This window comes from Neorhizobium descurainiae (genome assembly GCF_051400715.1).
Lineage (GTDB): Bacteria > Pseudomonadota > Alphaproteobacteria > Rhizobiales > Rhizobiaceae > Neorhizobium.
The window spans coordinates 201,600-223,788 of record NZ_JBLFFK010000007.1 but is presented as its reverse complement, the minus strand read 5'-3'; the positions used below and the strand labels follow the sequence as shown (position 1 = coordinate 223,788).

Sequence of the window (22,189 nt, the reverse complement as noted above, 5' to 3'; positions counted from 1 at the left end):
ATCCCACCCATGAAACGACCTTCCGTTTGACCAGGAGGCAATTGCCTCATGGCGATCGAATGAGACCGTAGCGATTGCGCGCGGTTATCAGTGTGTCGTCACATTAAGAAACGTTACGCCGCTCCCGGAGATCGCGTGCGCGCATGCACTTCCGATGTCTGGCCTTGCATCTAGTTTAAAGCGACACACCGAAGCGGGATGCGAAGAGTATCTTTAGGCGGGTGGCATCCTCGGCCTCGACCACAGGATCGGTAAGCGAGATCCAGCAATCGATATAATGCTGCGGCGCGTAGATATGGCCGTAGCCGACAGGCGAGGTGGTCGCGATCATCATGTCGAACAGAAGCTGAAGCATGGTTACGACCGGTATCCAGGTGAGCTCCGGCGAGACATCGGGAGCGCGTGGCGGCTTCATCCATTGCGGCTCTCGGAATGCCGATGAGGCGCTGAAGAACACGACCGGATCACTCGCATATTGCAGATATACCAACCTCAGCGGCCCCCAGGGGGCAGCGCTCCGGTCAGGTGCATGTTCCTGATTGGCAAAGCGGATGACCGATCCGTCGCGGAAGGTCGGAAGCCATTCCGGCGTATCGGGATTGCGACCCGCGATAGCTGTTTTCCATTTGGTGCTGCGGAAGGGAGGGCCGCTCCACAATGCGCCGTTGATCGGATCCCCGACGACATTGTAGATGTCGAGTGACTGCTGCGAGTTCAAGGCACCGAGGCTCAGCCCATGCAGATACAGTTTAGGGCGTTTATCGCGCGGAAGATGGGACCAATAGCCATAGACCGCATCGAAAAGATCACTCGCAGCTTCCTCGCCCTGCTCCGGTTCGAACAGAAGCGAAAGCCAGCTCGTGAGGTAGGAATATTGCACGGCAACGCTCGCAACGTCACCGCGCTGGAGATATTCGAGCGTATCGATCGCGGCAGGGTCTACCCATCCCGTGCCGGTTGGCACGATCACCACCAGTAGAGATCGATCGAACCCACCCTGTCGCACCAGTTCCTGGAGCGCCAGCGCTGCACGCTCCTTGCTCGTCTCGGCATTGTTCAGCCCGGCATAGACCCTGATCGGCTCTTGCGCGGCACCTCCCCAGAAGGTTCCGATCTCCGCGGCCTGGGGTCCTGACGCAACGAAATGGCGGCCCTGCCGTCCTAGTCCCTGCCACGAGATAAGCGAGGAGGCGCTGCCCGCCTTCATCGCGCTTTCCGGCCGTGGCTGGTCGTTCTCGATCAGCGCGTCCGCCTCGCGGAAGGAGGCATCTGCCGCGTCCAATGCGAGGCGAAGCAATATGCCCTGGCCAATCGACCAAAACAAAGCGCATGCAAGCATGAGTCCGACCACATTGGAAAGCCGCCGCGGAACCACGCGTGAAAGCCAGCCCGAAAACAGAAGGCAGGCATTGCGAAACGAGCGGCCGACAATAAGGGCGACCAGGAAGGTCGCTGCTGCCACGGCCGCCAGCCACAACGGCTCGGCACTGGCGATCGGCGGCATCTTCCAGAGAAGCCGGACGGAATTCTGCCAAAGCGCCGCATGCCAAAGCGCGAAAAGGCAGAGAAGCAAACCGGCAAGGCAGACGCACCACAGCGCCCACCTCGGCGGCTTATTCGGCACGGGCAATTCGAGATAGCGCCAAAGCCATGTGAGACCGGCGCCGAACATATAGCCGACAGCGGCGCTTAGTCCGGAAAGCACGCCCTGCACGAGATAGGACCGGGGCATGAGGCTTGGCGTCAGCGATGCAGCGAAGAAAACGAGACCGATGACGATGCCTGGAAGCGAGAGGGAGCGAAACATTCCGGTGAGCAGGCGAAGCATGTCACTCCTTTGCGGTCAGCTTTCGAGATGCTAAGGCAATGCTGATCGAAACGCCATCGAATGTATGAATGATGGAGAACGCGTTGCGCCGATTCGCGGACGCTTGAGGAGAAAAATATTCATTGCCATCGGCAGTCGGCGTGAGCGTTTTACCGTTGAACATAGCCGTAAACCATACAGCATGTCGGGGTATAAAACGCCCGATAACTTGCACCGCCTCTCCGGCAATCTCCAACGTCTCTACCGCTTTCAATCACTGGTGCTGGCAATGCATGCGGCAGCTTAGGAAACAGCTGATGGAGCCTTTGGCAGGAAGAGGTGGACGCTGGTGCCTGCACCGACCTCGCTGTCGATGTGAATATGGCCTTCGGATTGGGTGACGAACCCGTAGACCTGACTGAGCCCCAGGCCAGTGCCTTCGCCCTCACTTTTCGTCGTGAAAAAAGGCTCGAAAACCTGGGCCAGGACATCCTTGTTCATCCCGCACCCGGTATCACGCACTGTCACGCGCGCGAACCCCGTCTCTCCGCTGGGAAAATCGGCGACATTCGATTGGGCATGGGCGGTTTCGATGGTCAGCGTGCCGGCATCCTTCATTGCGTGCCGCGCGTTGACGGCGAGGTTGAGAATGGCAACGTCGAGCTGGTTCGCGTCGATCTGAACGTTTCCAACTGACGGCTCGAATACACATCTGAGCTCGATGTCCCGACCAAGCGTGCGCTCGATGAGGCCAGTGAGCGAGTCAAGCCTTGCGTTCAGGTCGACGTTTTCGGGAGAAAGCTCCTGCCGCCGGGAAAAGGCGAGCAACTGTTGCGTCAGCGCTCCGCCGTTCTCGGTTCGCCGCAGCAACTCCTCGATTAAAATCGCAGCTTTTGGATCGGCGTTTTCCGACCCAAGTTGCTTTCGCAAGAGCCGTAGCCCTCCCCCAAACGCAGCAAGCAAATTGTTGAGGTCATGGATGATGCCCGCAGCAAGCCGACCGACAGCTTCGAGCCTTTGCGCTTGGCGAAGCCGCGCCTCATGCGCTCGCCGGGCCGAGACATCGCGCAGGCTTGCCAGCAGGGCGGCTTCGCCGTCCCACGTGACCTCGACCACGCGCATCTCGACTTCGGCGGCCTCACGGCCGGGACGATGGACGGTGATCGTCGTGGTTTCTCCTGATGTTACAGGACGGCCGAGCGGGACATGCAGCAGTTCTTCGCGAGAATGCCCGAAGATTTCGGAAGCAGCCGGGTTTGCGTACAGAACGGCGCCGGAACGATCAACAACGAGGACCCCATCCGCGGTGGTCTCAATCAGTTTCTGAAAGCTCGGCTGGGGAATGCCGGCGAGACTTGCCCCCTCCGCACTCCCGCGGCGTTTACCGCGGCGGCTATTCAGGTCGGTGATTTCACTCATCGCTGCTCGTTTCCGCAATGGCGCCACCGCCGAACACGTCCGGCGCAGAGACGGCATGCCCCAGATGCATGCCCTGACTGTCGATCGTAAAGCGCCGGATCTGCTTATCGTGCTCGCTACCGCGCATCTTCAGCACCATCAGCCCGCGATGCATCATATCGGCTTTCTGTATATAACGCAGCAGGATGATGGAATCCGTCAGAGTCGAAATGTGTTGCTCACTGGCGCTCGTGCCGCCCACAAGAGACTTGTCAGTCGCCGTGCACAGCCCCGCAATTTCGCGTTTCTTGATGAAGGAGGTCAAACTGATCAGGAATTCCCGGAAACCTGTCTCGGGAGCGACCCGCTCAAGCGCCGACAGGCTGTCGATGGCAATGCGGTCAGGCTTGAATTCTTCAACCAGCTCGCGGATCATCAACAGGTGATCGGGCAGGCTCTGGGCTTCCGGATAGAGGCAGACCACTTTAAGCTTGCCTTCGGCCTCCATTGTTTCGAAATCGACCCCCCAGCCTTGAGCATTGCGGAAGAGCTGGCCGCGGCTCTCCTCGAAACCGACGAGCAGGGCGCGCTCCCCCGCTTCCACACCGCCCGCAAGAAAATTGGTGACAAGCAGTGTCTTGCCGGTTCCGGTTGCGCCGCTCACAAGCGTAACGCTATCGCGGAAAAAGCCGCCGCTGGTCATTGCATCCAACTCGACATTGCCGCTGGTCACGCGCTTCATGCTGGATTGCTGTTCAAGCCGCAGGGAGGAAAGCGGCACCGCAACAATGCCCTTCTCCTCGACGAGCGTGATCGGAACTTCACCCTCCACATGCCGGCTGCCACGCATCTTTAGGACCTCGATCGTACGCCGGCGCCGTTCGCGGTCGAGAGCGTTCCGGAGAATAACGACGTTATCGGCGACGAACTCCTCGATCCGGTGACGGGAGATCTCGCCATACTCGCTGTTGCGTTCGGCGGTCATCAGGATCGTCAGTCCCTCCCGTTTGAGAGTAGATGCGATCCGCAATAGCTCGCGCCGAACAGCGGTAGGGTCGGCCACGAAGTGATCGAAGAGCTGGGTGATCGAATCCAGGACAATGCGCTTGGCCTTGGCCGTCTGGGCCGCATGCAGCACCCGCGCGAGGAGGCCCGACAGATCGAAGTTGCCGATCACCACCTCGTCGCGCTCACGCGGACTGGCATCGACGAAAGCAAGCTTGTTGTCCTTCCGCCAGCCGGCGATGTCCCAGCCGAAGCTTGCCATGTTGACCTCGATGTCCGAAGGGGGCTCTTCGAAGGTGACGAACACGCCTGGTTCGTCTCGATCGGTGATGCCATGCGCCAGAAACTGCGTGGCAAAGACCGTCTTGCCGCTGCCTGGGGTTCCGCCGACGACAGTCGTGCGTCCACGCGGCAAGCCGCCCATCACCAGATCGTCGAACGCTTCGATGCCTGTTTTCACCCGCTCCAGAACGGGATCAATGGGGGGCTCTTCTGCAGTCATGGGATGGCTTCCTTTTTGCGATAGCCGAAGAAATCGAGAACCTGCGCCACGTCTCCGATATCACCGATCAGGCGACGCGGCGGCTGCGAGGCGTCGGATAGGGTTGGGGTTGCGAGAATGCCGGCATGCTCCGCCTCTTCCGGGCGATCGAGGATGTCAACGATCTCGATGTCGAGGGCACCGCCCATGGCCTCGATGAGCAGCATGCGGCTTTCCAGTGCACGAAGCGCGCCAGGCGTCTCACCCGCGATGTAAAGCCACAAGTCAGGGCGGCTGGCTGGACCGGATACGTCTTCGATGCTCATACGTCACGCCCAGCTTCTAGGAAAGGTTAGGTGTCGGCGTGCTTGGTGCACCCCCCGGAACTCACAGATAGGCATTGCTAATCTCCCGAGCGGCATGCTGAGTTTCGCTCGGGAGACGATATACTATCGCTCGCGCTCGATAAGGTCTGATCGGCCCTTGTGTGGGGTTGTAGACAGAACTTCATTTTCTGTCTGCCCACTAGTGAACATTCAAGGCCTCTGCACGTTAAGAGCTTCTATGACAAAGAGGCTTTGACAATGGATGCACGCAACCGCGGTCATGATTTCATCGGCAATAACCTTCTACGCGCACTTCGAACCGATGACTGGACGATCCTCCAACCCATGCTCGAGCACTGGTCGGCAGACACGGGCACACCGCTGCATGAACCGGGAGATAATGTTCGCTACGCCTATTTTCCGTGCGGATCGAGCCTGATTTCCTATTTGGTCGTGATGGGAGATGGACGTGCCATCGAAACGGCGCTCATCGGTCGGGAAGGGGCGGTGGGAGGTATCGTCAGCCAAGGTCGGCTACCCGCCTATTCGCGTGCGGAGGTGCAGCTCGGAGGCTTATTCTACCGCATTGATTTGCATAAGCTCGAGGAAGCGAAATCGCGCTCACTGACATTGCGCTATTTGTTTGCTCGCTATGCGGATTGTCTTATGGCGCAAGTATTCCAGTCGGTGGCCTGCAATGCCGCACATTCCATTGAGCAGCGAACGGCGAAATGGCTTTTAGCCGCCATCGAACGGACCGGCGCGATTGAAGTGGGGCTTACCCAGGAACAGCTCGCAGCAATGTTGGGTGTCGGTCGCAGTTATCTCAGTCGGGTAATCCAGGATTTGAGATCACGGAAAGTCATCGAGACACGACGCGGACGCATCGGCGTCAGCAATGTCGAGGGCTTGCGCGCGCTCGCTTGTGAATGCAACGCTTGCGTCAGCCGCCACTTCGACGACGTCCTGAAAGGCGTGTATCCCGCCGAGGAGAACGGACTGGCCGCGAAATAGGTGTAATACTCAATTATGTCGATCCGCGATGATCAGCTGGTGGGTGCCTCCATCTCTTTCCTACCACTTCGCGCCGGATGCCAGCCAGGCGGCTGGTCTGCATTCCAAGGCGAGAAGGCTGGGATGAGACGAAGGAAAGATTTCGTTGTCCCAGCCTTCCGATCCTACGCAGCGCTTAGCAGTTCCTCGCTTTTCGCCCAAAGCTGCTCAGCTTTGCCAGTGTCGAGCGCATACGACCTTACGCCGTCGGCAAACGGGTTGGCCGTGTCATCGATCGGCGTTCAGATGCCGATACCACCGGCTATGTTCACGGTCTCACCGCTGATGTAGCCCGCATGTGGTCCGGCGAGGAAGCAGACGGTTTCGGCCACCTCTTCGAGGGTTGCAATGCGACGGATCGGATGCATATCTAGTATAGCGTCAAGGTTCGGAAGCTCACCGGCAACCTCCGCCGCCATATCCGTCGGCATAATGCCGGGCTGCACGACGTTCACGGTGATGTTGCGGGGGCCAAGGTCGCGTGCGATGCCCTTCGCGTAGCCGGCAAGCGCCCACTTTGTTCCGGCATAGTCGGCGACACCCGGGAAAGGCACGACTGAACCAAGGCGAGAGCCGATGAAAATGATACGGCCGCCGTCGGTCAGTCTGGGCGCCGCCGCGCGCGTGTTGGCGATTGTGCCCATGACGTTGACCTGCCACTGGCGATTATATTTGTCTCCATCAAGCGCGGGATCGTCCACCGTGTGCCCTTGAATCGCAATTCCGGCATTGTTTACGAGGATGTCGAGCTTGCCGAATTCGGCAATAACCCGCTCGATCAATGGCTTAGCGGTAGAAAGGTCGGCCTGGTCGCTCTGGATCGCGAGAGCCTGCACGCCCTTCTCCTTCAGCTTCTCAACCACGACTTGGGCCTTCTCGCCCGAGGCGGCGTAGCTGATCGCGACGTCCGCCCCCTGATCGGCAAGCGCCTCCGCCACGGCAGCGCCGAGGCCGCGCGAACCGCCGGTCACGAGAGCGACCTTGCCCTTCAATATGTTCGACATGGGAATCCTTTCTATACGCCATTAAGGCGCCGCCTGATCTTGGCGAGCGACAGTGTCGTTTTCATAACGATCATTACGATAACGATTGTTATGAAATGTAGACAGGCGCTGTCAAGTGGTTTAATAATGGTCATTATGAAAAAGCTCGGGTTGGACTGATGGGACGCCATCGCGAATTTGACGTGGAGAAAGCCCTGGACGCGGCGCTATGTGTCTTCTGGCGCAAGGGCTATGAGGGTGCCTCCTATGCGGATTTGGTCGAGGCTGCCGGCGTGGAAAGACCCGCCCTCTACTCTGCATTCGGCAACAAGGAAGCGCTCTTCCGCCGGGTCTTGGACCTCTATTACGAACGATACTTGGACTACATCCCGGAGGCGCTTCAGCTCCCGACGGCGCGGGAAGTTGCGGCGCACATCCTGTACAGTGCAGCCGACCTCAATACGCGCTATCCCGACCACACAGGGTGTCTCGGCATCCATGGAGTCCTGGCGGGATCGGATGAAGCGGAACCTGTGCGACAAGCCTTGATAGATGCTCGCGCGGCCGGTGAGGCACAGCTTCGCGAACGCTTCGAACGGGCAAGGGCCGACGGCGACTTGCCGGAGATGGCCAGACCCGATGCCCTTGCGGCATTCGTGATGGCTGTCCTTCACGGGATGGCGGTGCAGGCTAAAGCCGGCTTTACCCGCGACAGGCTGGAAGCTGTTGCTGAGCAAGCGCTTTCCACGTGGCCTAAAGGGAGTTCCACGCTTTCCGGAAAATCATCCTGAACCGCTAGGTGAGAAGCGCGCCGGTGCGGGCGTCCCAGCCCGTGAGCGCCATGCGGGCAACTGCCTCCAGCTCGGTGCGCCCGGTCCCATCGCGAGCCAGGATAGACATGCCAAACTGAACGGTCTGCACGAAGCGCGCAAGTGCATGGACGTCAGTGGCGACTGGAATTTCACCATCTGTCACCGCTTGTTCTAGCCGTGCCTTCAGACGTTCGAACGTGACGGCACGTGCTGACCGCACAAGTTCGCCCAATTCCAGATGGCCTTCACTGCCGACCGATGAAAGGGCCACCATGCAGCCAGCCGGGATGTCTGCAACACAGCCGGTCAGAGCCGCGGCCGAATCCAGCAGAAAAGACGAGATGGCTTCACGCGCCGTATTCGCAGAATGGAAGTTAGCCCATACGAGCGCCTCGTAGCTTTCGCGGTAAAAACCAACCGCCTCCGCGTAAAGCGCTTCTTTTGAACCAAAAGCCGCATACAGGCTAGGTGATCCGATTCCCATCGCCTCGGTCAGATCAGTCATCGAGGTGGCCTCGAAGCCCTTGAGCCAGAAAAGGCGGGTGGCCTGCTCCAAGGCAGCTTTTCGATCAAACGCGCGGGGACGCCCGCGAGCGCGGGTCGTGCCCTGATACCTCTTGGCCGGTATGGGGAGCCGCAAGATGTGGCTGCTGCCGTGGCCTTCCTTGTAAGTCCTGCCGCACGACACATTACAGGAACTATCCTCACCGTGGATGGCGGCTTGAACACCTGAATAGGAGCACATGCGGAACTCAAGATGCGGGGACCGACAGATGTCGCCCTCGCGTCTACTCAAAGGACGGGCTGACGACCGTCTTCGTGTCGATCAAGCGACAGGGACCGCATCGACGGCAGCCCCTGCAGCGTCGCGCCGTCGATGCGCGTTTATCTAAAGCAGCGCAATTGCTCTTGTCGGCCCGCCCGTGGCGCCTTTGACTTTCGGCGTCCCTAGAAACATATGCGCGCCGGCCTCGGGAATGGCATCGAGATTTGCTAGACATTCAACGCCCCACCGGCCGCTTCCGAGCCATTCGTAATGGACGGGGAACGCGCCGCTTGAATTGAGGCCGGTATCGAGTGACAAAGTATCGACCCCGATACCTTTTACCTTCCTCTCTGAGATCAGAAACTGCACCGCCTCCACATGAAACCCCGGCGTGTGATTGCGTTTCTGGCTGTCATTGCTGGTGAACTTCGGATCTCCCACAAGCTTATGCCAGCCCGAATTCATCACGACGCAACACGCTTCCGGAAGGGGACCGTTCCTGGCTTCCCACGTCTTGATGTCATCTGGAGTTAAGGCGGTATCGGGATCGTCAGCCGCCCTGGCTCGGATGTCAATCACAGCCAAGGGGACGATCAGGTCTGAGATCGGAATCATATCTGCAGTCGTTCCGTCCGCAGAAAAGTGTATCGGCGCATCAATGTGAGTGCCGCTATGCTCCACAATCATCCAGCGATTTAGGTTGACCCTGTCCTTCGCGAATGTGGCAAGGTGCTCGACTGTGAACCATCTCTCGCCACTGAAGGTTGGAAATCCCTCGTAAAGTGAGTGGGAAAGATCGACGGTCTCGTTGATGGTTACTTTTGGAGACGGCGCAGGCGCGGCCATCGACGGTGCGGCCGCCATGCCGAAACCTAACGCAAATCCAGCCTTCAAAAGACCGCGTCGCGTTGCCTGTTCGCATATGGCATGAAAGCATCCTGGAGGGCACATGGAATTCTCCGTTCTCGCGATCGCGGTGGCACGCCCAACGGCGTTGGATGGTTTATGTCGCGGGTCTAAGGATGAGCGGCGGCGCTCGGAGCTGCCGCTCTTACTCTCAATCCCGGGGACCGGCGCCCGGAATGCGCCCCGGAGCCGCACCTGGTGCCGACTGAGGAAGCGGGTTTGCTGCGATGAAGTTGATGCCGGCAGGATTTGATGGTGTCGTCGTAAGTGTCTCATCGAACGTCATGGCGCTGTCATTGGCGGCGCTCCACGGCTTCCACTCGACCTCCTTCGTCTGCGGGTCGCCCGTATTCGCAAAAGCAATGAGGCTCGCCATCATCTTCTCGGAAAGATTACGATCGGCGTCCGTCCAAGCCCGTCCTTGACGGAACTTGTTGAACGTCTCAAGCGTGCCGAACCAGAACGGTATATCGGCGGTGTGGTAGGCTCCGACCCTCTTCTCATCGATATCGGCATAGTCCACGCCGGGAGCAAACGAGTGCTTTCGGGAGAACATGCTGATATAGGCGGGTGACTTGTTGTGCTTTGCCTGGAGCATTGCGCAATGACGGGCGTTCTTTGCAAGGCGTGAGTCCAAGGCAATCTGCGTAATCTGACTTGCCGCTTCGGCATCCGTGGTGGCAGGATAAATCGTGAGAAACTCCTTGGCCTTGCTGCCGTAGATACTCTCCGCCATGTCTGTATAGCCCTTGAGGGTCTTCACTGCTGAAAAGGGTGTGTTTGTCTCGTCCCGGTTGTAATGCGCGATGATCGGCACGTCCGACATCTCGTTGCTGGTCAGGATTTCTTTCTGGCTTCTGGGCGTGAAGTAACCGTCGATCACACCGTTGGCTTTGACACCCTCTCTTTTCGTGCCGACCTGGGATTCGCTTTGGATCGCCAGAATCTTGTCGGCGGGGATGTTTCTCATAGCGGCGAGGTTTTTGGCGCCGAGCAATTCCTGCGCCTTCAATCCGGTTTTCTCACCCTCGGCAAGCGTATCGGTTTCAATGTCCCAGGCGCATCCGGAAGACATGACCGCGCCGCTGAACAGGCCCTTGGAAAGCGGACTAAATATCTGCTCTGTGACCGATCGGGCACCGGCTGACTGGCCCATGATCACGATGCGATCCGGATTGCCGCCGAATTTGCCGATGTTCGCTTTAATCCACTTAAGAGCCGCGTTTTGGTCGAGGTAGGCGTAGTTGCCGGAGTGACCGTCTTGTTCGGCTGTGAGTTCGGGATGAGCCATGAAGCCAAGGAGGCCAACACGGTAGTTGAAGTTGACAAATACGGCGCCTCGTTTGGCGAGTTCCTCACCTTTGTAGGAATCCATGCCGCTGGAGCCGATTGTACCGCCTCCGCCATAGATGAACACGATCACCGGCAACTTGCTGCCTTCCTTGGCATCTCCGGGCGACCAGATGTTCATGTAAAGGCAATTCTCGGAAGTCGGCTCCTCGCCGAAATAGTGGTTGATGTCATGTGGACGCAGCACCTGGATGCATTCCGGGCCAAGCCGGTCTGCGTTCCAGACCCCTTCCCACGAAATCGGCTGCGGCGGTCGCCATCGCAGATCCTGTACGGGAGGAGCAGCATAGGGCACACCGAGCCACGCCTTGACCCCGGACTTTAGGGTCTGTCCCGCAATGAGCCCTGACTCGGATCTGATTGGCGCAAGCGGAGAGACAACCTGGGAAACTGCCTGGGGAGCCAGAGCAAGAAGCCCAGCTGCGAACGCTAAGCATCGAAGCCTGGATGTTGACGGTGCCTGGTGGTCCGATCTTCTGCCTGGGGTCGTATGCATATGTTTCCTCCTTGCGTTTGATCTGATCGCGCAGCGCGAAAAATCGGCATAGAGTTCAGTGCATCAGAGGAGGAATAGACGCGGCTCACCATCCGGGAACCCGATGGGTTTCGGTGCAATAGCTCAAGAATGTCTGAGAAGCGCGTGCTTCTCCTCCCATCTCAAATTGATAACGAACTATTTCGTTAATTCAAGTGGGAGACCCTCGAATTCTGCCGTTCGGCTGTCAGCGAGATCGACCGCCGTGCCGCATGACGCGCCGCGATCGCTCCGAAGACGATTGCGGGCCCGATCGTGATTCCAGGTCCAGGATAGGCTCCGCCCATGATCGATTGCAGGTCGTTGCCGCAAGCGTAGAGCCCGTCGATCGTGGACCCGTCCTTTCGCAACAGACAAGCGTTCTCGTCGCCGACAAGCCCGATTGCCGAGCCGATATCGCCGGGCCACAGCTTCACGGCGTAATACGGCGCGGTTTCCAAGGCTCCAAGCGTCGGGTTCGGGCCATGCGCGGGATCACCGTTGGCCTTCTCGTAAACCGTCATGCCGCGCGCAAAGTCGCTGTCGATGCCGCTCTTTGCAAAAGAGCTCATGCGTGCCACGCTATCCTTCAGCCCACCGGGGTCGATGCCGAGCTTGGCAGCAAGCTCTTCAAGGGTCGCACCTTCCGTCAGATATCCATCGGCGAGGAAGGGCCGGAGATTAGCGCCGCCGGGACGGATCATTCCCATGCCGTACTTCGCAAGCGCCTTTGAATCGGCAATCAGGTAGACGGGCATATGGCTTCCATCCCGGTCCGCCGCATACATGGCACAGACGAACAGATGATAGCTGGTGCTTTCATTGACAAAACGCCTCCCGTCGCGGCCGACAGAAATGATGCCCGGTTTGGACCGGTCGAACACGAAATGCGGGAACACGGCCATGGATCCGTCGCTTCGCCGGCGCCGCGATACCGGTGCCCAAAAACAAGGCTGTCCCGGTGCATCGCTGTGATAGGCACCGAGGGCAAGCGCCAATTCATGCAAAGCGCCCGTACTGCCGGGCGCAGATGGCGAGAATTCCGGCTGCGGTTGCGGCAGTTTTTCAGCGCGCATCCGCGGGTGCTGTGCGAATCCGCCGGTGGCCAGGATAATCCCGCCCCTTGCGGCAATCGTGCGTTCCGTATTCCCTTGCCGCAAAGTGACGCCGGTCACGCTCCGCGCGCTCGTCTCCAGTGCGACGGTTTCCGTTTCCGCGACGGTCGTGACGCCAAGCTTCCTGGCGGCGAGCAACATCCGTCCGATCAGGGCACTCCCCATCACCAGTCGGGGACTGCGTCCGTATCGGAGCTTTCCGAAGACGTGACGCGCGATCAGTCTTGCCGAATAGGCCGCTGACCTGGCGGATTTCGCGATCTTCATCAGATGCCCGATATCGTCGCGGTCAACCATCATTCCGCCGAGAACGGTGAACTCGGGGATCGGCGGCCTGATGAGTTTCAGGTCCTCGCCGAGCGGCGCGGCATCGAAGGGAAGTGGTTCCAAGGCCCTTCCGAAACTGGTCGATCCGTCCAGCTCGTAAAGGTAGTCGGGATGGAAAGGACGGGCGCGAAACCTGACGTCCGTTTTTTTCTCCAGTGTCTCGACCACATCCGCGCCTGCCAAGATGAAGGCTTCGCGCAACCCTCGGGGGCTCTGGTTGCCGACTGCCGCATCCAGAAAGCGGGAGACCTTGTCGACACTGTCTTCCGCGCCGACCGATTTCGAATGCCGGGTCAGCGGAATCCAGGTCGTTCCTGCGGAGAATGCCGAAGTGCCACCGAGATATTCCGTCCGCTCGACGAGGAGCACGCGGGCTCCTTCGAGTGCAGCGAAGATTGCTGCCGACATTCCGCCGGCTCCCGAGCCGAGCACGACGACATCATAACTCTGTTCGGTTTCCGCCAGGACCCGATGCATGTCTGTTCCTTCCGCAGTTTCGGTCGAGCCGGTCTGAGCGACCTCGGCTCAGTGATGAGCGAGAATCTCACCCAGGAACGCCCGGGTGCGTTCGTGCTTCGGAGTGCGGAAGAACGTTTCGGGATCGTTTTCCTCGATGATCTCACCGTCGGACATGAAGATCACGCGATCGGCCACCTGGCGCGCGAAGCCCATTTCATGGGTCACGCAGATCATGGTCATGCCGTCGCGGGCAAGCGAGACCATTGTATCGAGAACCTCCTTGACCATTTCGGGATCGAGCGCCGAGGTCGGCTCGTCGAAAAGCATGGCTTTCGGCTCCATGCAAAGGGCACGGGCGATTGCAACGCGCTGCTGCTGGCCGCCGGAAAGCTGGGCTGGATATTTCTCGGCCTGATTGCCGATCCTGACCCGCTCCAGATACTTGCGCGCGGTGGCTTCCGCTTCGGCACGGGAAAGCTTGCGCACCCGCATCGGCGCCAGGATACAGTTTTCCAGAACGGTTTTGTGTGGAAACAGATTGAACTGCTGGAACACCATGCCGACTTCCCGGCGAACAGCATCCACCGCCTTTTGGCTGTCGTTCAGCCGGTGGCCGGCAACGTTGATCTCGCCGCTCTTGATCGTTTCAAGGTGATTGATGCAGCGAATGAGCGTCGACTTGCCGGAGCCCGATGGACCGCAAAGCACGATCTTTTCGCCCTTGGCAACCGTGAGATTGATATCCTTCAATGCATGAAACGCACCGTAGTACTTTTCGACCTGCCGCATCTCGATCATTGAACTGCGCGCGTCGTTTGCCGTTGCACGGCCATTGATTTTTGCTGTTTCTGTCACATTCCTCTCCTCTTATTTTGCAACGCCCGCCGACATCTGTCGCTCCAGGCGTCGGCCCCAGAGCGATAGCGGCCAGCACATGACGAAATACATCGCCCCGACGACGCTGAAGACGAGCAGCGGTCTGTAGATCTGATTGGAGACGATGGTGCCGGCCCGGGCGAGTTCGATGAAGCCGACGATTGCGGCGAGCGATGTCCCCTTGAGCAATTGCACCAGGAAGCCGACGGTCGCCGGCAGCGACAACTTGAAGGCCTGCGGCATGATGATATCGACCATTCGGCTGCGGGCATGCAGGCCAAGCGCCTGCGCCGCCTCGTTCTGGCCTGGCGGCACGGCCTGAATGGCGCCCCGCCAGATCTCGCCGAGGAATGCCGAGGCATGTGCCGTCAGCGCGATCGAGACCGCCCCCCAGGCCGGCAGGTCGAAGGCCAGCAGAGGCAGACCGAAATAGGCGACGAACAGCTGCATCAAGAGCGGTGTTCCCTGAAACAAGCCGATCCAGCAGATCGCCGGTATCCGAAACCACGGGGAAGCCGAAACCCGCATCAGGGCAACGATCGTCCCGAACACGATGCCACCGGCAAAGCCGATGGCCGTGAGAAATAGCGTCCAGAGGAGACCCTGCAGAAGATAGGTGATTTCCTGAATTCCCATCGCGCGTCCTCCTCAACGTTGCGGATAGCTGAAGGCCCAGCGGCCAATGGACGCGAGGAGCCACATCGTCGCGAGCGAGATCACCAGGTAGATGCCGGTGAGCGTGAAGTAGACTTCGAAACTGCGGAACGTTTCGGCCTCGATCCGCTGTCCGACCGAGGTCAGTTCATAGGCCGAGATCGAGGTGCAAATCGCTGTCGTCAGCGTCAGAAGAATGAACTGGCTGGAAAGAGACGGATAGATTGCCCGCAGTGCCGGCGTGAGCACGATGAGCCGAAAGACCTCATGTTTGTGCAGGCCAAGCGCAAGACCGGCCTCGGTCTGTCCCTTGGGGATACTTTCCACACCACCCCGGATGATCTCGATCGCATAGGCTCCACCATTGACGCCAAGCGCGATGACTGCCGTCATCGTCGGATTCAGGCGTATGCCGGCGAGCGGAAGCGCGAAGAAGATGAAGAAGATCTGCACCAGAAAAGGCGTGTTGCGAACGACCTCGACGAAGGCGTTGACGAGCAACGAGGGCAGCCACATCTGGGCTCTGAGGATGACGACACCTAAGATGCCGATGATCATGGCGATAACCATGCCGGCAAAGGCCAGGAATAAGGTGCCGAGCGTACCGAAAAGCAGGGACTGCCAGGCATCGGTCACTACGCTGAAGTCGAGTGTCATTGTTCTCCCCTATCCTGGGTCTTTCTTATTCGTCCCATTCCGGTTCCCAGTCGAAGCGGGAATAGCGTTCGCCGCGCGCAAGCCGATGGATCGCTTCCATGTCCGCGGCTGAAAGCTCGAAATCGAATATGTCGAGATTGGCTTGCATGTTCTCCTTGCGGGAAGAACGCGGGATCGCTCCAACGCCGTCCTGCTGGATCAGCCAGCGTAGCGTCACCTGCCCTGCCGTCTTCCCGTATTTGCGCCCCAGTTCATTGAGCAGGTCCGAATTGAAGACCTTGCCGCGCGCGATCGGCTGGTAGGCGTTCAGCAGCATGTCTGCGCGATGCATGCGGGCGAGAAGCTTCTGCTGGGACAGGAACGGGTGGTATTCCACCTGATTGCAGAAAAGGTCGGCTTTGTGCAGGTCGAGCGCCTCGTCGAGCAGCGCCACCGTGAAGTTGCTCACGCCGATCAGTCTCGTGCGCCCCTTCGCCTTCTCCTCGCCGAAGGCGGCCAGCGTTTCCCCGAGAGGGGTTTCTTTGGTGGGCCAGTGAACGAGCAGCAGGTCCACCTGATCGAAGCCGAGCCGCTCGAGGCTTTCTCCGACGCGGCGGGAGACCGTCTCCGGCGAGAGATCATTGAACCAGATTTTCGTAGTAACGAACAACTCGTCTCTCGGCACGCCTGATGCTCGGATGGCTCTGCCGACTTCGACCTCGTTTCCATATCGTATCGCGGTATCGATCTGCCTGTATCCGAGATCGATCGCGTCCCGGATGGCCGCCTCGCCCTCGGGCCCCGTCAGCTCGAATGTTCCAAGCCCAAGCGCCGGAATGGTGACGCCGCGGATTTCTTTCGTTGTCGAAATCGCCATCAGCCGGCCCTCGCAGGTATGGCATCCAGTATCGAAAGGCTGGCGCGCTTGGCTCTTTCCGCCCAGGTAGCCGGAGAGAGGCCTGCCGATTGCCGGTCGTTCGGAACCTCCACCGCGATCGGCAGACAGTCGGGAAGGCTGGAGAAGATCGAACCGAGATCGATCGCTCCCTCCCCGGGCATCAGCCGCTTGTGGCGTGCGGCAAAATTCAGACCCTCGCGTGTCGGCGGGATCTCCGCTGGACCGTCGCAAATCTGTGCGTAGTTCAACCATTCCGGTGGAACGTCCTTGATCAGCGCCACCGGCGTGCCGGATCGCGAAACATGGAGCGCGTCGATGATGACACCTTGATTGGGCTGACAAGCAGCCTTGAGGACACGCATCGCTGCGGAAAGATCGTGCAGTTCCGATTGCGGCATGAATTCGAGATCGGCGGAGAGCCCGAATTGTGCGGCTGCCTGGCATAGCTCGACATAGGACCCGGTCAGCCGCTGCTCATCGGGATCGTCGCCGGCGACGAGGATGGCACGGGCGCCGAGCTCACCCGAGCATTCGAGGAACGGGAGGTATGGCTCGGCTTGGAAATCCGCCGAGAGGCGGATCATCTCGACATCGAAGAGGCCGATCCCTTGATCAGCCATCAGGCCACGGAGGTCCCGGAGCCGGGCCGGGTCGTTCATGAGCGGAAAGGCGATGCCGCCGGGTGCAGCAGGCAGCATGCGAAAACCGACATAGTCATATCCGGCCGCGGCAGCAGCCCGCACGGAATCTTCCGGCGTCGCACCGAGGCAGGTTAGGAAGGAGAGGGAAAGCTTCCTCGTCACGCCGCGGCCCTGCCTTCACTGAGCATCTCCGCCAATGTGATCGTCCGATCCTCCCGGGCGGCACGGTCGACGGCGAGCGTCGCGGCGAGTGTCGCCATTCCGTCGCGGGCGGTGATCAGCGGCTTCTCTTTTCGCTGGATGACGGCGACGAAATGCTCGAGCTGTTTGCGATAGGTCGGCGCTCCACCGACACCACGGAATTCACGCACCAGCGGATGCTGCCAGTGCTCGTCCTGACCGGAATGTCGCCAAAGATACATGTCGGAAACCGACAGCGCTGCCTTGCGTCCGGCAAGGAACAGGCAAGGGCCGGGCTGCGTGGGATGATAGAGCGCCTCGCCGGAGGTGTATTCCCACGCCCAAGGACTGACGGCGTTGTCGGAGACGATAAATGTTCCGAGAACGCCGTTGACGAAGCGAATGGAGAGGCTGGCGGTATCTTCGACTTCAAATCCACGTCGTGCGTTGGAGGTGAAGGCTCGGATGCTGTCGATCTCTCCCACAAGATACCGCAGGACATCGATGTCGTGGATGAGATTGATGAGGAGCACCCCTCCTCCGAGCTTCTTCCGCCATTCCATGTTGAAATAGTTGGCCGGCTTGTCGAAAAGCGTCATTCCGTTGACGGCGACGAGTTCGCCGAGTTCGCCGGCATCGATCGTCTGTTTGGCTGCGCGTATGTCGGGACTATGGCGTCGCTGGTGACCGACCAGAACCGGCACGCCCGCCTGCTCGGCAGCCTCGGCAATTGTCGCAGCCGAGGCGATGGTGTCGGCCACCGGCTTTTCAATGAGGCAAGCGATCCCCCGTTCGATGCAGGCCAGCGCCGCAGGAGCATGGAGCCGATTCGGCAAGGCGACGATCACGCCGTCCGGCCGCATCTCATCCAGCATCGACGCGTAGTCGGCGCGATGCGGAACGGACAGGCGCTCGGCCAGAGCGGCGGCCTCCGGGGAAGGATCGCATATCGCAGCAATTGATACATCCGGATGCGATGCCAGCAGTTCGGCATGTTCGCGGCCGATAAGCCCGGCACCGAGCAAGGCTATTCTGGTCATTTCGTCATCTCCGCCATGGCGCGCAAGGCAAGCCGGTAGCCGTAGGCGCCGAAACCAGCCATGACGGCCGTCGCCGTCTTCGAGACCAGGGAATTGTGATAGATCTCTTCCCGCTGATGGACGTTCGAGATGTGAAGTTCGATCTTCGGGCCGCTGAAGGTCTTGAGCGCGTCCAGAATGGCGATCGATGTGAACGTATAGGCTGCGGGATTGATGATGATGCCGGCGGCCGCGTTTCGGGCGGTGTGAACGGCCTCGATGATCTCGCCTTCGAAATTCGATTGCCGGAAGTCGATGGCAACGCCAAGTTCCACGGCATCGGCTTCGCACCAGCCGCGAATTTCGTCGAGTGTGGTGCGGCCGTAGATGTCCGGTTCGCGCTGGCCGAGAAGATTGAGGTTCGGACCGTTCAGTATGAAAATTGTTCGCATGTCGAAACTTCCTGCTGCCGATCGAGGGCGCGGCTCCGCAAGCGTTGCCGCGCATCCCGTCTTCGTCATGGTTTGAATGGAAGCAGTCGCAGGCTGCTATTCGACGGTGAACGGAACGCCGTCGAGCTTTTCAGGAAAGTTCGGCAGCTTGTCTTCGCCGAGCCATTTCTTGTTGATGGCCTCAAGGCGGCCGTCGGCGCGGATCTTGTCGATGAACTGGTTCAGCCAGGCGTTGATTTCCTTATCACCCAGCTTGGTGGTGATGCCCATCCACTGTTCGTTGAAGACGATTTTCTGTTCGAAGTCGTTGCCCGGGGCCGCCTTGTCCAGATTGATCTTGTAGGTGGTGTTGCCGCCGATGGCATCGACCTGACCGGACACGAGAGCCTGCATGTTGGAGCTGTCGTCGTCGAAGCGGCGGATATTGGGAACGTCACCCAAAAGCGTGGTGATCGCCTTGTCCTGCGCTGCGCCGCGCGGCACGCCGATACGCAAATCCTTGGCGTCTTCGATCTTCTCGATCTTGTTCTTGGAGCTGGACAGAAGGATGATCTTCAGGCCGGCGTAGGGCTTGGTGAACTGAACCGCCTTGGCGCGATCAGGATACATGCCCATGACGGCCATCTGCAGATCGACCTTGCCGGTGAGCAGGTTCGGAATGCGGGCAGCGACCGCGTTCGGCACGAACTCCACCTTGACGCCGAGCTCCTCGCCGATGAGCTTTGCCACATCGACATCGTAACCGATATTCTGGCCGCTGGCGTCGATGGAGCCCCACGGAGCCTGCTCGCCCATGACGCCGACGCGAACGACGCCGGCTTCCTTGATTTTTTCAAGCGCCTGCGCATCCGCCGTGGATGCGACGCCCGTGAGGCCCAAGCCTGCTACGACGGCAAAGGCTGCGGCACGAAGTGAGAAATTACCCAACATAGATCCTCCTCTGGGTTGCTAGTCCTGACCGAACTTCGGTCCAGTATCTGAAAAGGGCGCCAACTCCTCCGACGCCTGTTTCCAATTCCCTAGTTGCCTCGTTATTAACCAACCAGTTGGTTGATGTCAATGTTTATGCTATCCAGCATGACAAAGCTCGTTCGTTCGGTTCAAATTACCGCTATGAACGGCCGTTGACTTGCAGTGCCGATACGAGGGGCCGAGATGACGAAGATTGACGAGAGCAACGGCGGACTTGGCGCCGGCGAACGCGCGCCGGAGCGCCGCCGGCGCGCATTGCTTGATTCCGCGATACTGGAGTTTTCCACCTTCGGGATCGGTGGCGCGCGCGTGGACAGGATTGCCGAACGCGTCAACACCAACAAAGCCATGCTTTATCACTATTTCGGCAGCAAGGAGGAACTCTACCTTGCGGCGCTGCAGGACATTTACACGGATATTCGAAGCGCCGAGGAACGACTGGAACTCGATGTGTCCGAGCCGGTTGCCGCCATCGGCATGCTGGTGGCCTTCACCTTCCGCTATTACATCGATCATCCGGCTTTCGTGCGGATGATCAATACTGAGAACCTTCACGGGGCCATTCACTTGCGGACAGCTGGCGATATGCCGACCCTGAACCGGCCGATCCTGACGAAGGTGAAGGCCATTCTTGATCGCGGCGTGGCGCAGGGCATATTCCGCGACGGCATCGATCCGCTCGACCTCTATATATCGATCACGGCGCTCGGCTTCACCTACGTTTCCAACCGTCACACGCTGCAGGTTCTTTTCGGCCGCGACCTTCTGGCCGAGGCTGCGGTCAAGGAGCGGCTGGAGACGATGACCGAAATGGTGCTTCGCTTTCTGAAGCCGTAGCGACATTCAAGCAGCCTCCGCAAGCGCGCGATAGTGGGCTACGGTCAGCGCGATGCCGTCTCGCAGCGACGTGCGCGGCATTGGACCGAGAAGGTCCTCATAGGGCGTCACGGCAATTTCGGCGGCCATGGGAACGGGAGCGCCGTCAAACCGGATATCTGCAGCGGGTACTTCCGCCTTGATGGCTTCGATGATCTCGGGAACATCCGCGGTTCGGCCGGTCAGCGAGAAGGCATGGACGCCGTCGAATGGCTGGATCGCGGCAGCCGCGAACGCCGCCGCGGCATCGCCGACGAAAACGAGGTCCTGAGGACCTGAATAACCGATCGTATAGGGCCGTCCGGCCACGGCTTCACGGCAGGCGATGGTCGGCCCTGCGGTCAGGCCTATTTCGCGGCCCGGGCCGTAGACCACGGTCGGGCGCATGCCGACGCTGGCAATGCCCTCGTCGGACCAATAGGCCCGGGCAGACCCTTCGCAGGCCAGCTTGAAAGCCCCGTAGAGCGTTACCGGATCGGGTCTCGCGCCATCATCGGGGCCGAATACTGCGGCGCTGCTGGCATAGGCGACCCGTGGAATCCCGTTCCCTTTCGCGGCCTCGAAAACATTGAGCGTCCCGATCAGATTGACCTTCGCGCCAAGGATCGGGTCGGCCTTGCAAGCGGGAGTGAGCAAGGCTGCCAGATGAATAATGGAATCGCAGCCGCGCGCGGCTTCTGCAACTGCCGCCGTATCCGTCACGTCGCCCTGGACCCATTCGATCTTGTCGGCCCGTTGCCCGACAATCTCCCGCAATACTCGCCGATCCGTGGAGCGGTCGAATATGCGCGCTTCATGGCCCTCTTTCGTCAGGGCTCGCAGGATCCATCCTCCGAGAAAGCCGCCTCCGCCGGTAATCAGTATCCGCTTCATGGCTGCACCTCCTCCGAGGTCAGCGTGAAGGCGGTTTCGTAGATATTGACGATGGGCGACATCAGAGCGCCGGTCGCAATCGCCAGCTTCTGTGCCTCCGGCAGTGCAGCCTCGAGGCCGGCGCGATGCGACCCCTCGACAAGCACGACGACATCAAATCCTTTTTCGGACATCTCGCTACGCAGTTCCGTTTCGCGTGTACGGACGCCAGACACCTCGCCGCGAGCGATGCCCAGATGGACGCACGAAACCCCCGGCAGAGCCAGGATGGCTTCGACGAGCCCTTGCGCCCCTGCCCTCAGGACGGCATCGGCATCCGACCTGCTGAAGTCGAATCTAATAGTGGCCATGCTGCCCCCATCGCCTCCCCCGGCGGTGGCGATCCTGTCGCAGGCGACCCTGAGAAAGTTCTGGAAACTCGGCGCTACGGCGGCGGTCCAGGGCGTCGGATTATTCAAACGCCGCAGATAGGCATCGGAGCGAAACACCTCGACATTTTCGGCCGCGTAGATGGTGCCGAAAACGTAGCGGGCGGCTTCCGGAGCATGCAGGCGCTTGCCCGTGCGGAAACCCGGGATGGAAAGGCGCTCGGGCATATGCTCCCGCGTATGCCACTCGATATACTCGCCATGTTCGCCTTCGGCGATATCGTGCCAGATGGCAAGAAAAGCCGAGCCCTTCAGTCCCATTTCCCTTCTCCTCCGATGCTTACCTTCGTCGGCCGCCTGCTAAGGCCGCTTGACAAGCGGATCGTTTCCGCTCCATGTAGCCTACTAGAATGTTAGTATGTTGCAAATGTCAAGCGGGTAC

23 protein-coding genes and 1 pseudogene are annotated in these 22,189 nt (G+C 59.7%); 4 read left to right on the top strand and 20 right to left on the bottom strand.

Annotation, left to right across the window (positions count from 1 at the left end):
• Nucleotides 1–175: 175 nt before the first annotated feature.
• From ACMGE0_RS15040 to ACMGE0_RS15020, 5 genes are read right to left on the bottom strand one after another with little or no spacing between them, the layout of a single operon-like run.
• Nucleotides 176–1,828 carry an alpha/beta hydrolase gene (locus ACMGE0_RS15040; protein ID WP_436816667.1) on the bottom strand — a complete coding sequence of 551 codons (1,653 nt, stop codon included), beginning with the start codon at nt 1,826–1,828 and terminating at the stop codon, nt 176–178.
• 1 nt (nt 1,829) lies between these two features.
• Nucleotides 1,830–2,081: a hypothetical protein gene (locus tag ACMGE0_RS15035; RefSeq protein ID WP_436816666.1), complete on the bottom strand. Its 252-nt coding sequence runs from the start codon at nt 2,079–2,081 to the stop codon at nt 1,830–1,832.
• A 29-nt stretch (nt 2,082–2,110) separates the two neighbouring features.
• Nucleotides 2,111–3,226 (bottom strand): two-component system sensor histidine kinase NtrB, encoded by a 1,116-nt coding sequence (locus ACMGE0_RS15030; RefSeq protein WP_436816665.1) that lies wholly within the window; start codon nt 3,224–3,226, stop codon nt 2,111–2,113.
• On the bottom strand, nt 3,219–4,712 hold the full coding sequence (gene kaiC / locus ACMGE0_RS15025; protein ID WP_436816664.1) for a circadian clock protein KaiC: 1,494 nt from the start codon (nt 4,710–4,712) through the stop codon (nt 3,219–3,221). The genes ACMGE0_RS15030 and kaiC overlap by 8 nt, the downstream gene beginning before the upstream one ends.
• On the bottom strand, nt 4,709–5,017 hold the full coding sequence (locus ACMGE0_RS15020) for a circadian clock KaiB family protein (protein WP_436816663.1): 309 nt from the start codon (nt 5,015–5,017) through the stop codon (nt 4,709–4,711). Before ACMGE0_RS15020 ends, kaiC begins: the two co-directional genes overlap by 4 nt.
• A gap of 258 nt (nt 5,018–5,275) precedes the next feature.
• Between ACMGE0_RS15020 and ACMGE0_RS15015 the strand changes: the two genes are divergently transcribed.
• Nucleotides 5,276–6,031, top strand: coding sequence for a Crp/Fnr family transcriptional regulator (locus ACMGE0_RS15015; protein ID WP_436816662.1), 756 nt, complete (start codon nt 5,276–5,278; stop codon nt 6,029–6,031).
• A gap of 281 nt (nt 6,032–6,312) precedes the next feature.
• On the opposite strand, the gene ACMGE0_RS15010 is transcribed toward ACMGE0_RS15015, so the two are convergent.
• Nucleotides 6,313–7,074, bottom strand: a complete 762-nt coding sequence (locus ACMGE0_RS15010; protein ID WP_436816661.1) for an SDR family NAD(P)-dependent oxidoreductase — start codon at nt 7,072–7,074, stop codon at nt 6,313–6,315.
• Between the two features lie 158 nt (nt 7,075–7,232).
• Here ACMGE0_RS15010 and ACMGE0_RS15005 point away from each other — a divergent pair, with 158 nt between their 5' ends.
• The gene (locus ACMGE0_RS15005; protein ID WP_436816660.1) at nt 7,233–7,844 is read left to right on the top strand and encodes a TetR/AcrR family transcriptional regulator; all 612 of its coding nucleotides are present in this window, start codon (nt 7,233–7,235) and stop codon (nt 7,842–7,844) included.
• Between the two features lie 4 nt (nt 7,845–7,848).
• Here the strand turns inward: ACMGE0_RS15005 and ACMGE0_RS15000 are convergent, their stop codons facing one another.
• Nucleotides 7,849–8,505, bottom strand: a complete 657-nt coding sequence (locus tag ACMGE0_RS15000; RefSeq protein WP_436816739.1) for a TetR/AcrR family transcriptional regulator — start codon at nt 8,503–8,505, stop codon at nt 7,849–7,851.
• Here ACMGE0_RS15000 and ACMGE0_RS14995 point away from each other — a divergent pair.
• A pseudogene (locus tag ACMGE0_RS14995) lies at nt 8,467–8,598 on the top strand (SDR family oxidoreductase); the annotation flags it as partial. The gene ACMGE0_RS15000 and the pseudogene ACMGE0_RS14995 overlap by 39 nt on opposite strands.
• A 156-nt stretch (nt 8,599–8,754) precedes the next feature.
• On the opposite strand, the gene ACMGE0_RS14990 reads toward ACMGE0_RS14995, so the two are convergent.
• The 11 genes from ACMGE0_RS14990 to ACMGE0_RS14940 form a co-directional block, all read right to left on the bottom strand.
• Nucleotides 8,755–9,495 (bottom strand): cyclase family protein, encoded by a 741-nt coding sequence (locus ACMGE0_RS14990; RefSeq protein ID WP_436816659.1) that lies wholly within the window; start codon nt 9,493–9,495, stop codon nt 8,755–8,757.
• Nucleotides 9,496–9,688: 193 nt separating this feature from the next.
• Nucleotides 9,689–11,383 carry a carboxylesterase/lipase family protein gene (locus ACMGE0_RS14985; RefSeq protein WP_436816658.1) on the bottom strand — a complete coding sequence of 565 codons (1,695 nt, stop codon included), beginning with the start codon at nt 11,381–11,383 and terminating at the stop codon, nt 9,689–9,691.
• A gap of 185 nt (nt 11,384–11,568) precedes the next feature.
• A complete protein-coding gene (locus tag ACMGE0_RS14980) occupies nt 11,569–13,320 on the bottom strand; it encodes an FAD-dependent oxidoreductase (protein ID WP_436816657.1) in 1,752 nt (583 codons plus the stop codon).
• 48 nt (nt 13,321–13,368) lie between these two features.
• Entirely contained in the window at nt 13,369–14,091 is a 723-nt protein-coding gene (locus tag ACMGE0_RS14975; protein WP_436816738.1) for an amino acid ABC transporter ATP-binding protein, read from the bottom strand.
• A gap of 78 nt (nt 14,092–14,169) precedes the next feature.
• Complete coding sequence (locus tag ACMGE0_RS14970; RefSeq protein ID WP_436816656.1) at nt 14,170–14,814, bottom strand: amino acid ABC transporter permease; 645 nt, start codon at nt 14,812–14,814, stop codon at nt 14,170–14,172.
• Nucleotides 14,815–14,826: 12 nt separating this feature from the next.
• Entirely contained in the window at nt 14,827–15,489 is a 663-nt protein-coding gene (locus tag ACMGE0_RS14965) for an amino acid ABC transporter permease (protein WP_436816655.1), read from the bottom strand.
• Between the two features lie 25 nt (nt 15,490–15,514).
• Nucleotides 15,515–16,345, bottom strand: a complete 831-nt coding sequence (locus ACMGE0_RS14960; RefSeq protein ID WP_436816654.1) for an aldo/keto reductase — start codon at nt 16,343–16,345, stop codon at nt 15,515–15,517.
• Nucleotides 16,345–17,169, bottom strand: coding sequence for a sugar phosphate isomerase/epimerase family protein (locus ACMGE0_RS14955; RefSeq protein WP_436816653.1), 825 nt, complete (start codon nt 17,167–17,169; stop codon nt 16,345–16,347). Before ACMGE0_RS14955 ends, ACMGE0_RS14960 begins: the two co-directional genes overlap by 1 nt.
• Nucleotides 17,166–18,227: a Gfo/Idh/MocA family protein gene (locus ACMGE0_RS14950; protein ID WP_436816652.1), complete on the bottom strand. Its 1,062-nt coding sequence runs from the start codon at nt 18,225–18,227 to the stop codon at nt 17,166–17,168. The genes ACMGE0_RS14955 and ACMGE0_RS14950 overlap by 4 nt, the downstream gene beginning before the upstream one ends.
• Nucleotides 18,224–18,658 (bottom strand): type II 3-dehydroquinate dehydratase, encoded by a 435-nt coding sequence (gene aroQ / locus ACMGE0_RS14945; protein ID WP_436816651.1) that lies wholly within the window; start codon nt 18,656–18,658, stop codon nt 18,224–18,226. The genes ACMGE0_RS14950 and aroQ overlap by 4 nt, the downstream gene beginning before the upstream one ends.
• 96 nt (nt 18,659–18,754) lie before the next feature.
• Nucleotides 18,755–19,588, bottom strand: coding sequence for a transporter substrate-binding domain-containing protein (locus ACMGE0_RS14940; protein WP_436816650.1), 834 nt, complete (start codon nt 19,586–19,588; stop codon nt 18,755–18,757).
• A 225-nt stretch (nt 19,589–19,813) separates the two neighbouring features.
• Between ACMGE0_RS14940 and ACMGE0_RS14935 the strand changes: the two genes are divergently transcribed.
• Nucleotides 19,814–20,467, top strand: a complete 654-nt coding sequence (locus ACMGE0_RS14935) for a TetR/AcrR family transcriptional regulator (protein WP_436816649.1) — start codon at nt 19,814–19,816, stop codon at nt 20,465–20,467.
• Between the two features lie 6 nt (nt 20,468–20,473).
• On the opposite strand, the gene ACMGE0_RS14930 is transcribed toward ACMGE0_RS14935, so the two are convergent.
• Nucleotides 20,474–21,379: an NAD-dependent epimerase/dehydratase family protein gene (locus ACMGE0_RS14930; RefSeq protein ID WP_436816648.1), complete on the bottom strand. Its 906-nt coding sequence runs from the start codon at nt 21,377–21,379 to the stop codon at nt 20,474–20,476.
• Nucleotides 21,376–22,068: a hypothetical protein gene (locus ACMGE0_RS14925; protein ID WP_436816647.1), complete on the bottom strand. Its 693-nt coding sequence runs from the start codon at nt 22,066–22,068 to the stop codon at nt 21,376–21,378. The genes ACMGE0_RS14930 and ACMGE0_RS14925 overlap by 4 nt, the downstream gene beginning before the upstream one ends.
• Nucleotides 22,069–22,189: the final 121 nt, after the last annotated feature.

Excerpts from the sequence above, each read along its gene's own strand:
- ACMGE0_RS15030 (WP_436816665.1), bottom strand. The coding sequence starts at position 3,226 with ATGAGTGAAATCACCGACCTGAATAGCCGCCGCGGTAAACGCCGCGGG.
- ACMGE0_RS14925 (WP_436816647.1), bottom strand. The coding sequence starts at position 22,068 with ATGGGACTGAAGGGCTCGGCTTTTCTTGCCATCTGGCACGATATCGCC.
- ACMGE0_RS14990 (WP_436816659.1), bottom strand. The coding sequence starts at position 9,495 with ATGGCGGCCGCACCGTCGATGGCCGCGCCTGCGCCGTCTCCAAAAGTA.
- ACMGE0_RS15020 (WP_436816663.1), bottom strand. The coding sequence starts at position 5,017 with ATGAGCATCGAAGACGTATCCGGTCCAGCCAGCCGCCCTGACTTGTGG.
- ACMGE0_RS14985 (WP_436816658.1), bottom strand. The coding sequence starts at position 11,383 with ATGCATACGACCCCAGGCAGAAGATCGGACCACCAGGCACCGTCAACA.
- ACMGE0_RS14930 (WP_436816648.1), bottom strand. The coding sequence starts at position 21,379 with ATGAAGCGGATACTGATTACCGGCGGAGGCGGCTTTCTCGGAGGATGG.
- ACMGE0_RS15010 (WP_436816661.1), bottom strand. The coding sequence starts at position 7,074 with ATGTCGAACATATTGAAGGGCAAGGTCGCTCTCGTGACCGGCGGTTCG.
- ACMGE0_RS14960 (WP_436816654.1), bottom strand. The coding sequence starts at position 16,345 with ATGGCGATTTCGACAACGAAAGAAATCCGCGGCGTCACCATTCCGGCG.
- ACMGE0_RS15005 (WP_436816660.1), top strand. The coding sequence starts at position 7,233 with ATGGGACGCCATCGCGAATTTGACGTGGAGAAAGCCCTGGACGCGGCG.
- ACMGE0_RS14935 (WP_436816649.1), top strand. The coding sequence starts at position 19,814 with ATGACGAAGATTGACGAGAGCAACGGCGGACTTGGCGCCGGCGAACGC.
- ACMGE0_RS14965 (WP_436816655.1), bottom strand. The coding sequence starts at position 15,489 with ATGACACTCGACTTCAGCGTAGTGACCGATGCCTGGCAGTCCCTGCTT.
- ACMGE0_RS14970 (WP_436816656.1), bottom strand. The coding sequence starts at position 14,814 with ATGGGAATTCAGGAAATCACCTATCTTCTGCAGGGTCTCCTCTGGACG.
- ACMGE0_RS15040 (WP_436816667.1), bottom strand. The coding sequence starts at position 1,828 with ATGCTTCGCCTGCTCACCGGAATGTTTCGCTCCCTCTCGCTTCCAGGC.
- aroQ (WP_436816651.1), bottom strand. The coding sequence starts at position 18,658 with ATGCGAACAATTTTCATACTGAACGGTCCGAACCTCAATCTTCTCGGC.
- ACMGE0_RS14980 (WP_436816657.1), bottom strand. The coding sequence starts at position 13,320 with ATGCATCGGGTCCTGGCGGAAACCGAACAGAGTTATGATGTCGTCGTG.
- ACMGE0_RS15015 (WP_436816662.1), top strand. The coding sequence starts at position 5,276 with ATGGATGCACGCAACCGCGGTCATGATTTCATCGGCAATAACCTTCTA.
- ACMGE0_RS14975 (WP_436816738.1), bottom strand. The coding sequence starts at position 14,091 with ATGCGGCAGGTCGAAAAGTACTACGGTGCGTTTCATGCATTGAAGGAT.
- ACMGE0_RS14940 (WP_436816650.1), bottom strand. The coding sequence starts at position 19,588 with ATGTTGGGTAATTTCTCACTTCGTGCCGCAGCCTTTGCCGTCGTAGCA.
- ACMGE0_RS14950 (WP_436816652.1), bottom strand. The coding sequence starts at position 18,227 with ATGACCAGAATAGCCTTGCTCGGTGCCGGGCTTATCGGCCGCGAACAT.
- kaiC (WP_436816664.1), bottom strand. The coding sequence starts at position 4,712 with ATGACTGCAGAAGAGCCCCCCATTGATCCCGTTCTGGAGCGGGTGAAA.